Source organism: Megasphaera intestinihominis, assembly GCF_040096415.1.
Classification (GTDB): domain Bacteria; phylum Bacillota; class Negativicutes; order Veillonellales; family Megasphaeraceae; genus Megasphaera; species Megasphaera intestinihominis.
This window is the reverse complement of sequence record NZ_JBBMEU010000025.1, coordinates 18,818-30,890: the sequence shown is the minus strand read 5'-3', so window position 1 is coordinate 30,890 and position 12,073 is coordinate 18,818. Positions and strand designations below refer to the sequence as shown.

Annotated in this window: 11 protein-coding genes and 1 riboswitch; all 11 genes read left to right on the top strand. The window is 55.1% G+C overall.

Annotation, left to right across the window (positions count from 1 at the left end; genetic code table 11):
• Positions 1-256: 256 nt before the first annotated feature.
• The 11 genes from hslO (at position 257) to cysK (ending at position 12,062) form a co-directional block, all read left to right on the top strand.
• The gene (hslO, locus tag WMO23_RS05545; protein WP_020310936.1) at positions 257-1,153 is read left to right on the top strand and encodes an Hsp33 family molecular chaperone HslO; all 897 of its coding nucleotides are present in this window, start codon (positions 257-259) and stop codon (positions 1,151-1,153) included.
• 21 nt (positions 1,154-1,174) lie between these two features.
• Positions 1,175-1,969 carry an S-methyl-5'-thioadenosine phosphorylase gene (mtnP, locus tag WMO23_RS05540; RefSeq protein WP_292108337.1) on the top strand — a complete coding sequence of 265 codons (795 nt, stop codon included), beginning with the start codon at positions 1,175-1,177 and terminating at the stop codon, positions 1,967-1,969.
• Entirely contained in the window at positions 1,969-3,015 is a 1,047-nt protein-coding gene (gene mtnA, locus WMO23_RS05535) for an S-methyl-5-thioribose-1-phosphate isomerase (RefSeq protein ID WP_292108336.1), read from the top strand. Before mtnP ends, mtnA begins: the two co-directional genes overlap by 1 nt.
• Before the next feature lie 27 nt (positions 3,016-3,042).
• Positions 3,043-4,284 (top strand): adenosylhomocysteinase, encoded by a 1,242-nt coding sequence (locus tag WMO23_RS05530; RefSeq protein ID WP_292282384.1) that lies wholly within the window; start codon positions 3,043-3,045, stop codon positions 4,282-4,284.
• An 18-nt stretch (positions 4,285-4,302) separates the two neighbouring features.
• The gene (locus WMO23_RS05525) at positions 4,303-5,583 is read left to right on the top strand and encodes an amidohydrolase (RefSeq protein ID WP_020310940.1); all 1,281 of its coding nucleotides are present in this window, start codon (positions 4,303-4,305) and stop codon (positions 5,581-5,583) included.
• A 187-nt stretch (positions 5,584-5,770) separates the two neighbouring features.
• The gene (locus WMO23_RS05520; RefSeq protein ID WP_020310941.1) at positions 5,771-6,862 is read left to right on the top strand and encodes a M48 family metallopeptidase; all 1,092 of its coding nucleotides are present in this window, start codon (positions 5,771-5,773) and stop codon (positions 6,860-6,862) included.
• Positions 6,863-7,066: 204 nt separating this feature from the next.
• On the top strand, positions 7,067-7,498 hold the full coding sequence (locus tag WMO23_RS05515) for a nuclear transport factor 2-like protein (RefSeq protein WP_292282382.1): 432 nt from the start codon (positions 7,067-7,069) through the stop codon (positions 7,496-7,498).
• 67 nt (positions 7,499-7,565) lie between these two features.
• Entirely contained in the window at positions 7,566-8,060 is a 495-nt protein-coding gene (locus WMO23_RS05510) for a GNAT family N-acetyltransferase (RefSeq protein ID WP_349173430.1), read from the top strand.
• 252 nt (positions 8,061-8,312) lie between these two features.
• Positions 8,313-8,561 carry a hypothetical protein gene (locus WMO23_RS05505; RefSeq protein ID WP_020310944.1) on the top strand — a complete coding sequence of 83 codons (249 nt, stop codon included), beginning with the start codon at positions 8,313-8,315 and terminating at the stop codon, positions 8,559-8,561.
• Positions 8,562-8,854: 293 nt separating this feature from the next.
• Positions 8,855-10,552: a carbon starvation CstA family protein gene (locus tag WMO23_RS05500; protein WP_292282378.1), complete on the top strand. Its 1,698-nt coding sequence runs from the start codon at positions 8,855-8,857 to the stop codon at positions 10,550-10,552.
• Positions 10,553-10,952: 400 nt separating this feature from the next.
• Positions 10,953-11,051: riboswitch (SAM riboswitch) on the top strand.
• A 78-nt stretch (positions 11,052-11,129) separates the two neighbouring features.
• Positions 11,130-12,062 (top strand): cysteine synthase A, encoded by a 933-nt coding sequence (cysK, locus tag WMO23_RS05495; RefSeq protein ID WP_020723820.1) that lies wholly within the window; start codon positions 11,130-11,132, stop codon positions 12,060-12,062.
• Positions 12,063-12,073 lie beyond the last annotated feature (11 nt).

Genomic DNA, 12,073 nt, shown 5'->3' with positions numbered 1-12,073 from the left:
GCCGTATTGTAGGGGCTTCCTGTAGGAAGCCCGCCAGAGAGATTCGACCACAGCTGATTCGAGTATAATGGCAGGCTTTTACGAGCCACGAGCCACGAACCACGAGCCACTATTTTTTCACGAGACGAGGGTCACTCTAGGCGGCCTGCGACCGGCGGGGCCGATAGGCTCCCCAACACATGCAAAAGGCACTGGCTAGGTCTGCACCGATGTTGTATAATAGAGACTGGATTTGTAAAGAAAGGATAGAACATACATGATTACACGCAACCAGATCATTCATTATACATCGGATGAGCTCATCCGGGTATCTATTGCCTTGACGACGGGTATCGTCGAGAAGGCACGGCAGCGCCATAATTTGTCGCCTGTGGCTAGTGCGGCTCTGGGCCGGACGATGACCGGCGCAGCCCTGTTGGCTGGCGATTACAAGAACCACGAAGGCGTTTCCCTGAAGGTCGCTGGTGACGGGCCCTTAGGCGCCGTCCATGCAGACTGCTTCGATACGAATAAGCTCCGCGGCTATGTAGACAATCCGCAGGTCGACCTGCCGCTGAAGGTCAATGGCAAGCTCGATGTGGCAGCCGGTGTCGGCCAGCACGGCCAGTTGACGGTGACGCGTTTCACGCCGGAAAAGACGACTTATACGAGCCAGGCCGATTTGGTGTCCGGTGAAATTGCCGAAGACATCGCTTACTATCTGTTCACATCGGAACAAGTGCCGTCGACGATCAGCCTGGGCGTCCTGGTCAGCCAGGATTACACCATTGCTGCAGCCGGCGGTTTCCTCGTCCAGGCCCTGCCGGGCGCGAAGGATGAAGACCTGGCCCGTGTCGAAGCCAATATCACCCAGGTCGGTGCTTTGACGACGTATTTGCAGGACCATCCCAATGGTGAAGGCCTCATTGACATCATCCTCAGCGGTATGCATTTCAAGGAACTCTACCGGCAGAATCTGTACTGGCGCTGCACGTGCTCGCGCCAGCGCTTTGAAAATGCTCTGTTGTCCCTGCGCCAGGAAGATAAGGAAGCCCTCTTGAAGGACCCGCAGGTGGAAATGACCTGTCAGTATTGCGGGGCCAAATACGTATTGTCTCACGATGAACTGGCAGCGCTGTATGAAGCGGCTGCCCAGCGCCATAAGAAGAATTGATTCTCCGAAGGAGGTTTTACGATGGGACTCATTGCCATCATCGGCGGTACCGGTGTCTGCGACCCGAAGATTTTGTCCAATGTCCATGAAGACTATATGGATACCTTTTACGGGACCATTCATTATTGGCAGGGGACGTATAAGGATAAGGAACTCGTCTTTTTGCCCCGCCACGGCCGGAATCATTCCATTCCGCCGCACCTCATCAATTACCGGGCCAATATCCTGGGCTTGAAGCGCCTGGGCGTCACGGCCATCTTGTCGACGACGGCTGTCGGCTCGCTGAACCGCGATGACAAGCCGGGCGATTTCGTCCTGCCCGACCAGTTCCTGGATTTCACCAAATGCCGTCATACGTCGTTCTTCGACGGTGGCGAAAACGGCGTCGTCCACGTGGACATGACCGAACCGTACTGCCCGACCCTGCGCCGGACCGTAGTGGCTGCGGCTCAGGCCCTTGGCGGTTATACGCTCCATGATAAGGGAACCTATGTCTGCACGGAAGGGCCCCGCTTCGAGACGCCGGCTGAAATCAGGATGTATGAAAAGCTCGGCGGCGATTTGGTCGGCATGACCAACGTCCCCGAAGTCTGCCTGGCCAGAGAAGCGGAAATCTGCTATGCCACGATTTCCATGGTCACCAATTTTGCCGCCGGCATTTCGCCGACGCCCCTGACCCATGAAGAGGTCGTCGAAGCTATGGCCGAGAATTCCCAGCGCCTGCAGCAGCTCATCCTGAAGAGCATCGAATTATATGATAATGAGGACTGCGCCTGCCGCCACACCCTGCAGGCTTATGGAGGGTTTACGGTATAATGGATACACTGCGCTGGCAAGCGGGCACGCTGTTCCTCCTGGACCAGACGAAGCTGCCCTTTGAAGAAATCTATCTGCCCTGCCATTCCTGGCAGGACGTGCGCCAGGCCATTTCCGTCCTGGCTGTCCGCGGGGCGCCGGCTATCGGCGTCGCTGCGGCCTATGCCGTCGTCCTGGCGGCGCGTACCCTGTGCCAGAAAGGGGGAGATACGCCCTTTTTGACGGACCTGGAAACTATCTGCCGGGACCTCGATGCGGCCCGGCCGACGGCGGTCAACCTGCACTGGGCCCTGACCCAGATGATGGCTTGTGCCCGCCAGCATGAAGCCGACGGCGCTGAAGCCACGACGGCAGCCCTGGAAGAAAAGGCCGTGGCCATCCATAAAGCCGATATTGCCATCAATACGGCTATGGCCCGGTTCGGGGCCGACGAGCTGGAAAAAATCAGCCGTCCTTTGACGCTGCTCACGCACTGCAATGCCGGTGCCCTGGCTACGGCTGGTGTCGGCACGGCGCTGGGTGTCATCCGCGAGCTCCATCGCCGGGGCCAGGTGTCCATGGTCTACGCCGATGAAACGCGGCCCCTCCTGCAGGGCGCCCGCCTGACGGCTTTCGAGCTCATGGCTGACCATATCCCGGTGACGCTCATTACCGACAACATGGCGGCCTGGACGCTCAAGACGAAAGGCGTCGATGCCATCATCGTCGGTGCCGACCGCATCGCCGCCAATGGCGATACGGCCAATAAGATCGGGACTTACGGCCTGTCCCTGATGGCAAGGGAACTGGATATTCCCCTGTACATCGCCGCGCCGGCTTCGACTTTCGATTTGTCCATTGCCGACGGCAGCCAGATCCCTATTGAAGAACGGAATCACGATGAAGTCCGTTCTTTCCGGGGTGCGGCGGCAGCCCTCCCCGAAACGCCCGTCTTCAATCCCGCCTTCGATGTGACGCCTCATGAAAATATCCGCGCCATCGTGACGGAACAGGGCATCATCCACCGGCCGGATGCCATATCCGTACCGGCGTTTTTCCAACACTAATTCATTACAGAAAGAGGTCTTACTCGTATGGAATCTATTATTCGCGATATCAAGTTAGCTAAAAGCGGTCATGAAAAAATCAGCTGGGTCGATCGTCACATGCCGGCCCTCAATGCCATTGGCGACAAACTGAAAGCCGACCAGACCTTTAAAGGCAAAACGATTTGCGTCAGCGTCCATCTCGAAGCCAAGACGGCCTATTTGGCAGAAGTCCTTCATCGCGCCGGCGCCAACGTCATCGTCACCGGCAGCAACCCCTTGTCCACGCAGGACGACGTCGCTGCAGCCCTCGTCGAAGATGGCTTGACCGTCTATGCCTGGTATGGCGCAACGGACGAAGAATACTTCGATTTCCTCAATAAATCCCTGGACCATCATCCGGACATCATCATCGACGACGGCGGCGACCAGGTCCATCTCCTGCACACGACGCGGGCCGATGCCATGGAAAATCTCCTGGGCGGCACGGAAGAAACGACGACAGGCGTCAACCGTCTCCACGGCCTCGACAAAGCCGACGAATTGAAGTTCCCCATGGTCGCAGCCAATGATTCGTACTGCAAATACCTCTTTGATAACCGCTACGGCACAGGTCAGTCCACGTGGGACGGCATCATGCGCACGACGAACCTGACCGTCGTCGGCAAGAAAGTCGTCGTCGCCGGCTATGGCTGGTGCGGCAAGGGCTGCGCTATGCGTGCCAAAGGCCTGGGCGCTCATGTCATCGTCACCGAAGTCGACCCGATCAAAGCCATCGAAGCCGTTTTCGACGGTTTTGAAGTCATGCCCATGGCTGAAGCCGCTAAAGTCGGCGATATCTTCGTCACCCTGACTGGCGACAAGGACGTCATCCGCGGCGAACATATGAAGAACATGAAAGACGGCGTCGTCCTGGCCAATGCCGGTCACTTCGACGTAGAAATCAACAAACCCGAATTGGAAGCCCTGGCAGTCCGCCACTTTGAAGCCCGCCACAACATCGAAGGCTATGAACTCCCGAACGGCCATGTCATCAACCTCCTGGCTGAAGGCCGCCTGGTCAACCTGGCTGCCGGTGACGGTCATCCGGCTGAAATCATGGACCTGTCCTTTGCCGTCCAGGCCCTGGCTGCTAAATACATCCTCGAACACCATACCGAACTGGGCAATCATGTCTATGTCCTGCCCCATGAAATCGACACGGAAATCGCCAAGATCAAACTGGCTTCCATGGGTTATGCCATCGACACGCTCAGCGAAGAACAGCGTAAATATTTGAATCTCGACTAAGGACCAGGAGGGGAAACGATGAAAAAACTGATTCAGCACGTAGCCCTCTACCAGGACCACGGCGTCTTAGAAGGCCAGAACATCGCCATCGACGGCTCGCGCATCACGGGATTTCCCGAAGCGCCGAAGGCATCGGACTATGATGAAGTCATCGACGGCAAGGGCATGCTGGCCCTGCCGGGTTTCGTCAACACCCATAACCATGTAGCCATGACGGTTTTCCGCAGTTATGCCGACGACATGCAGCTCATGGACTGGCTGGAAAAGAAAATCTGGCCGGCTGAAGCCAAATTGACAGACGATGTCATTTACGCCCAGTCCATGCTGGGCATTGCCGAAATGATCCGATGCGGTACGACGGCCTATGCCGATATGTACGACCACATGGACCAGGAAGCCCGCGCCGTCGAAGAATCGGGTATCCGCGCCTGCTTGTGCCGCGGCAGTATCGGTATCGGGCCGAATGCCCAGGCCGGCCTCGATGAAAACCGCCAGCTCTTCCTCGACTGGCACGGCACGGCCGATGGCCGCATCACGGTCATGATGGGGCCGCATGCGCCGTATACGTGCCCGCCTGATTATCTCCATAAATTCGTCGACCAGGCACGGGAACTGGGAGCCGAAATCCATATCCACCTCAGCGAAACTAAGGGGGAAGTGGAAAACATCAAGCAGCAATACGGCAAGTCGCCCATCGCCCTGATGGATGAAATCGGCGTATTGGACTGCGGCTGCCTGGCTGCCCACTGCGTCTGGGTCGATGATGACGATATGGATATCATGGCGGCAAAGCACGTCCGCGTCGCCCACAATCCGGGCAGCAACCTCAAGCTGGCCAGCGGCATCGCGCCGGTCCCCAAGATGCTGGCCAAAGGCATCACTGTCGGCCTCGGTACCGATGGGGCATCGAGCAACAACAACCTGGACATCGTCGAAGAAATGCGCCTGACTACGCTCATCCACAAGGCCAATACCCTGGACCCGCTGGTCATCCCGGCCGAAACGGCCATCAACATGCTGACCGAAGGCGGCGCCAAGTGCCTGGGCTACAAAGACGTCGGCAAATTGGAAACAGGCTATAAAGCCGACATCACTCTCGTCGACCGCGAAGGCCTGCACTGGTACCCCAAGAACGACACCCTGAGCCTCATGGCCTACAGTGCCAACAGCATGGATGTCGATACGGTCCTGGTCAACGGCGAAGTCCTCTTGCGCCATAAAGAATTCACCAAACTGGACATCGAAAAGATCAAAGCCGAAGCCGAACGGACCCGGAAGAAACTCTTTGCCCAGATTTAGTTTTAGTGGTTCGTGACTCCTGTAGGGGGCTTGCACGTGGCAAGCCCGCCGCAGGTTATGTTGGAATTTCCTCATTAGCTTTTTGGGGGAGAATCGTACATATCCTGACCTTATTAAGCCTTGCAAGTCCACCCTTTCCTTGTATAATGGAAGTATAGATTTCCAGTACAGGGGAAGGGTGATTTTTATGCATATGAAGAAAAAAATAGCCGCTGCCTGTGTGGCAGCCATGGCCGCGTTCTCACTGCCTATGGGCATCGTGCCGGTCCAGCCGGTCCAGGCTGACCTCATTACCGATGTCATCGGCGGCTTCCAGGTGAAATCGGCCTTGAGCAAGCAGATCAAGCACTATGACACGACCAAAGAAGGACAGAGCGAGATTTACCAGTCCGTCACCAAGCAGACCGGCGTCCTCAATAATTCTTATTACGATGAACGGCTGGCTTCTATCATGAACCGCCTCAGCGCCAGCATCGCCCAGACGGACCCCAGCATCAAGACCTTGCCCTACCGCTGGTATGTCAGCCCGGACACGACGTTCAATGCGGCCTGCACCATGGGCCACGTCATGGTCGTCAATAAGGGCATGTTCGACCTGGTCAGCAACGATGATGAAATCGCCGTCGTCTTAGGCCATGAAATGGGCCACGGCCAGAAACACCACGTCGCCAATTCGACGCAGAAGAAGGTCAATGTCGAAATCGGCAAGATGGTCCTGGCCGATACGATTGGCGGCTCGGGCCTGAACAACCTCATCCTCAACACGGTCAGCAATCAGATCGAAACGGTCCATATCGACAGGGCTGCCGAATGGGAAGCGGACAACCTGTCCTTCGGGTATATCACCCGTGCCGGCTATAATCCCGGTGCGACGGCCGCCATCTGGCAGCGGGTCATGGAAAAACAGGGCGATAATGCCAGCAACTTTGTCGGTGAAATCTTCTCTCCCTCTGACCATCCATCGAATCAGGAACGGCGCGACAATTATGCCAACAAGCTCTATGAAATGAGCGGCAAACACGCCAGCGTCAAAGACGGCACGGTCTACGTCAACGGCAACAAATTCATCAAGCCCGCAGCCACGTCCAGCATGAGCAGTGCCGAACGGTCCTATTTCGTCCTGGGCAACCTGGCCGCAGCCTACCAGAACGGCCACAGCAAGCAGCAGGCCACGGCGTCCGGCGGTACGCTCTACTTGGGGGCGCAGAACATCATGACGCCGGTCAACGGCGACCCGTCGGCAGAAGAATTGGCGACGCAGCTCAATAAAATTAAATAATGACTGAAACGAATAGTAAAGGGCGGAATCGCCAGGTACTATGTATATTTTATATCTATCACCTGTAGTAAAATACAGGTGATTTTTTTTTTGAAATTTGATGATAATTTACAATAAAGGTAACGTACCATACTGGTTTACAAAAAGGCACTTTTTCAATTACAATAAAAGATGACATTTAGGAAAAGGAGGCGATGCCTTTTTATGAAGACTTCATCGACGCGGCGCAGTCTGATTGCCTTGGCGCGCCGTATTTTACATTCCTATTTCGCCTCATCCAGCCTGGACCTGCTCTTGGCTTATCTGGCGCCCGATGTCGTCTGGCTCGGCGCCGGCCGGGAAATGAGTGCCGAAGGGCGGCAGCGGGTCGGCGATATCTTCCGGGCCAGTGCCAACCGGCTCATCCCCTGTGTCATGAGCCAGGAAACGTACCGGGCCAAGGAACTGACGGAGGACTTGTGGCTGGTTGAGGGTTCGTGTCAGCTGAGGGCCGACTCGTCGTATAAGGTCTATCTGCAGGAATATCAGCGCTGTACCTTCATTTTCACCGTCAAGAAGCGCTTGTCCCAGCTCTATCACCGCTTCGACGTGACCAATCGGACCAGCCTGATCCATAAATTCAAGGGCAAGGCCTGAAGGCTGTCTGTTGCGGCAGGCGGCGATGGCCTGTATAATGGAGAGAAAATAGATAGGAAAGAGGAGATTGTTTATAAAAATCAGGACGGCTACGATGGCCGATTTAGCCGCTGTGGCGGCTGTAGAGAAAGCCTGCTTCCCGCCGGCAGAAGCGGCGACGGCCGATGAATTCCGGGACCGCCTGGCCCATTATGCGGCCCATTTCTGGCTGCTCTTCGATGAAAAGGGGGACCTCGTGTCCTTCGTCGACGGCATGGTGACGGATGAACGGGATTTGACTGACGCCATGTACGCTCAGGCGGCCATGCATGACGAAAAGGGGGCCTGGCAGATGATTTTCGGCGTCAATACCCTGCCTTCGTGCCGCTGCCATGGCTATGCCGGGAAGCTCCTGGAAGCGGCCATTGCCGACGCCAGGCAGCAGGGACGACAGGGCCTGGTCCTGACCTGCAAAGACAAGCTCCTCCCGTACTATGCGAAATTCGGCTTCCAGAACGAAGGCATCAGCGCCTCCGTCCACGGCGGCGTCACATGGTACCAGATGCGGCTGACTTTTGAGTAGCCGTCGTACGAGCCCCTGCAATATAAATACAAATTTTAAATTTGTCCCTCCTGCTGTATAGTTTGTAGTGCAGAGTTTGTAGAGGATGGTTTTAAATTTAAAGCCTTCACTAAAAACTACAAACTGCAAACTTAATACTCAACAAGGGCTGTCGCATGTGCGACAAGCCCTTGTTTAATCCATGAAAAACGTGTATAATTAAAGTTAGTATGATGATTTTTATGTATGTCGACAGGGGAGATGTGTTTGTTCATGAATAAAACGATCGTTACGTCTATTTTTGTCGTATTGGCCTTATTGTTATCGACGACGTGGGACTTGCTGGCTGTCAAGATCTTGCTGACAGGCTGTCTCATGGGCTGGCTGGCCCGGACTATCGTCGCCAATTTCCAGGCCAATGCCAAAAAAGCCGCTGCCCGTAAGAAGCGGGTTCGCCGTCCGCGTGCGGCCCAGCACCGTCAGGCCAGCCAGACGAGCCAGGCCAGCGTATCCGGGCACTGAGGATGAAAAAAACTGAAATCCATAAAATATAAATAATTGTCACATTGACATGTAATATGTTAAAGGGATTAAACGAAATCATAACGTTTAATCTCTTTTTTATTCTTAAAAAATATAAGTAAAACGCCGACGATGACTTCATAGTATATTTGACAGGCCCTTTTAATCGTGTTATACCGTACACATGCGCAGAAGCGAAGATGTATTTTATGGCATTCATTTTTATTTACCTTAACATCTTCAGCTCCTCCGCACAGATCCATTTGTTTTTTTTGAGTATAGGAGGAATTTCTATGAATGGTGTTGTTTTAGTCACTTGTGCTATCGTCATCCTGGCGGTAGCCTATCGGTTCTATGGCAAGTGGCTGGCTAAGACGTGGGGCATCGACCCCAACGCCCTGACGCCGGCCCATCGCCTGGAAGATGGCCAGGATTATACGCCGTCTTCTAAGTTCACGGTCTTTGCCAATCAGTTCTCGTCCATCACCGGTGCCGGCCCCGTCACGGGCCCGATCATCGCCGCTGCCTACGGCTGGCTGCCGGCTTTCTTATGGCTCATGATCGGCGGCGTCTTCTTCGGTGCCGTCCAGGACTTCGCAGCCCTCTACGCATCCATGAAGAATGACGGCAAATCCATGGGCGTCCTCATCGAAAAGTACATCGGCACGACGGGCCGCCGCCTGTTCCTGCTCTTCTGCTGGGTCTTCAGCCTGCTGGTCATCGCCGCTTTCGGCGATATCGTCGCTACGACGTTCAATGGCTTTGCCAAGGATGGATCCATGGTCCTGCCCAATGCGGCTGCCGCTTCCATTTCCATGCTGTTCATCTTCGTCGCCATTGCCTTTGGCCTGTTCATCAAGAAGTTCAATCCCAGTGAAAAAGTACGCTTCGTCATCGCCATCGTCCTCTTGATCGCCATGCTCTATGTCGGCATCGACCTGCCGATTTACCTGGACCGCATGACCTGGCTGTACATCATCTTCGCTTATATTTTCTTTGCTTCCATCATGCCCATGTGGCTCCTGAAACAGCCGCGCGACTACATCAGCGCCTTCCTGCTGCTCATGATGATCGCCGGCGGCGTCATCGGTATCTTCATCGCCCAGCCGACGCTGAATATGCCGGCCTTCACGTCCTTCTCGGTCGGCGGCAAGGATTTGTTCCCAATCCTGTTCATCACCATCGCCTGCGGTGCCGTTTCCGGCTTCCACAGCCTCGTTTCGTCCGGTACGTCGTCGAAGACCCTGGATAAGGAACAGGATTCGGTCTTTGTCGGCTACGGTTCCATGTGCGTCGAATCGGTCTTAGGCGTCGTTTCCCTGGTCATCGCCTGCGCTGCCGCTTCCAACGGCCACGTCGCTTCGGGCACGCCGTTCCAGATCTTCTCCGGCGCCGTCGCTGGTTTCTTCACCATGTTCGGCCTGTCCCAGACGGCAGCTGCCTGCATCATGACCATGTGCGTATCGGCCCTGGCCCTGACGACCCTCGATGCCGTCGGCCGTATCGGCCGTATGTCCTTCCAGGAACTGTTCAGCGTCGATGAAGGACAGGAAATGAACACGATCCAGAAAATCTGCGTCAATAAGTATTTTGCTACGGTCATCACCTTGTTCTTCGGCTTCCTGCTCTGCTTAGGCGGCTACATGAACATCTGGCCTCTCTTCGGCTCGGCCAACCAGCTGCTGTCGGCCATGGTCCTCATCTGCCTGACGGTCTTCCTCAAGACGACAGGCCGCAAGAGCTTCATGCTCTACATCCCCATGGTCGTCATGTTCTGCGTTACCATGACAGCCCTCGTCGAATCGGCTTATGCCCTGATCATCAAGATTGCCTCGGGTAACTGGTCGTTCCTCATCGAAGGACTGCAGTTCGTCCTGGCCATCGCCCTCATGGTCCTGGCCATCTCCATCGTCTACTACTGCGGCAAAGAACTCGTCCACGCCGACAACAAAACGGCCCATCACGACGCCCAGCCCACGGCGACGCATTGAGGGTGTCAGCAGTCAGCAGTTAGCGGTCAGTAGTTAGCAGTTAGCAGCTAGGGGTTAGGGGTTAGCTGTTAGACACTAACGGCTAATCCCTAAAAAGGGCCTGCTGTATATACAACAAGCCCTTTTTACTTATAAAAAAATATAATTTATAAAGTTAAATTCCTATCTAAAGCCATAGGTATAACGTTTACATTGTAAAATATGAAAGTTTTTGCTTAAAATCCCTTGACAATATACTCTGTAAAGTGTACACTCTTGGTAACGTTTCCGATAGGAAGCTATTCATTTTAGTCATCAAAGAGGTATGTTATCATGGGGTACTTAAAAAATTTGACCATCATGTGTTGTATGATATGATCGTATTGTACAACCATTCATAAGGACAATACAATACGAAACCTATTCATCCAGAGCAGCTGAGGGACTGGCCCGATGACGCTGCGGCAACCTACGTAGGTAAGGTGCCAATTCCAGCAGGAAATAACCTGGCAGATGAAGTCATGGGCATACGTCTATTTATAGCGCCATCTGCATCAGCAGGCGGCGCTTTTCTTTTTGCCAAAAAGGAGCTGAGTACATGGAGCATGTGGCAACGTATTTGACAGAGCTGATTGGCAACACGCCGCTCTTGGAACTGACTCATTGGCAGGCTCGGCACGGCCTCAAGGCCCGCGTCCTGGCCAAGCTGGAGTACATGAACCCCTTGGGCAGCGTCAAGGACCGCGTAGCGGCAGCCATGATCGACGAAGGGATACGGCAGGGGAAGATCAACAAAGATACGGTCATCATCGAACCGACGAGCGGCAATACCGGCATCGGCCTGGCCCTGGTCGCCGCCGTGAAGGGCCTGCACCTGATCTTGACCATGCCCGATACGATGAGCCTGGAACGGCGTAAGATCGTGTCGGCCCTGGGGGCGGAAATCGTGCTGACACCGGGCATCGAGGGGATGCGCGGCAGCATCGGCAAAGCCGAAGAATTGAGGGATTCTTACGGCAATGCCTTCATTCCCCAGCAGTTCGACAATCCGGCCAATCCGGCCATCCACCGCCAGACGACGGCGGAAGAAATCTGGCGCGACACGGACGGCAAGGTAGATATCTTCATTTCGTCCGTCGGCACAGGCGGCACCATCACCGGTACGGCCCAGGGCCTGAAAGGCCATAAGCCGGACGTCCAGATCGTCGCCGTCGAGCCGAAAGATTCCGCCGTCCTGCACGGCGGCCGGCCGGGCCCGCACGCCATTCAGGGGATTGGCGCCGGGTTCATCCCGAAAGTTTTGGATATATCTCTCGTAGATGATGTGATCGACGTATCCAATGAGGACGCCTACGGCCGGGCCAGGGAAGTCGCCAAGACCGACGGCCTTTTGGTCGGCATTTCGTCCGGTGCGTCGCTGCAGGCGGCCCTGGAACTGGCCAGCCGGCCGGAAAACGAAGGCAAGACTATCGTCGTCCTCCTGCCGGATGGCGGCGAACGCTATTTATCGACGGCTTTATTTGAGGGGTAAGGAATCTAAGC

What these genes read in the sequence shown, in the direction of transcription:
- mtnA (WP_292108336.1), top strand. Translation starts at nt 1,969, where the DNA reads ATGGATACACTGCGCTGGCAAGCGGGCACGCTGTTCCTCCTGGACCAG.
- WMO23_RS05520 (WP_020310941.1), top strand. Translation starts at nt 5,771, where the DNA reads ATGCATATGAAGAAAAAAATAGCCGCTGCCTGTGTGGCAGCCATGGCC.
- WMO23_RS05530 (WP_292282384.1), top strand. Translation starts at nt 3,043, where the DNA reads ATGGAATCTATTATTCGCGATATCAAGTTAGCTAAAAGCGGTCATGAA.
- WMO23_RS05505 (WP_020310944.1), top strand. Translation starts at nt 8,313, where the DNA reads ATGAATAAAACGATCGTTACGTCTATTTTTGTCGTATTGGCCTTATTG.
- WMO23_RS05515 (WP_292282382.1), top strand. Translation starts at nt 7,067, where the DNA reads ATGAAGACTTCATCGACGCGGCGCAGTCTGATTGCCTTGGCGCGCCGT.
- mtnP (WP_292108337.1), top strand. Translation starts at nt 1,175, where the DNA reads ATGGGACTCATTGCCATCATCGGCGGTACCGGTGTCTGCGACCCGAAG.
- WMO23_RS05500 (WP_292282378.1), top strand. Translation starts at nt 8,855, where the DNA reads ATGAATGGTGTTGTTTTAGTCACTTGTGCTATCGTCATCCTGGCGGTA.
- WMO23_RS05525 (WP_020310940.1), top strand. Translation starts at nt 4,303, where the DNA reads ATGAAAAAACTGATTCAGCACGTAGCCCTCTACCAGGACCACGGCGTC.
- hslO (WP_020310936.1), top strand. Translation starts at nt 257, where the DNA reads ATGATTACACGCAACCAGATCATTCATTATACATCGGATGAGCTCATC.
- cysK (WP_020723820.1), top strand. Translation starts at nt 11,130, where the DNA reads ATGGAGCATGTGGCAACGTATTTGACAGAGCTGATTGGCAACACGCCG.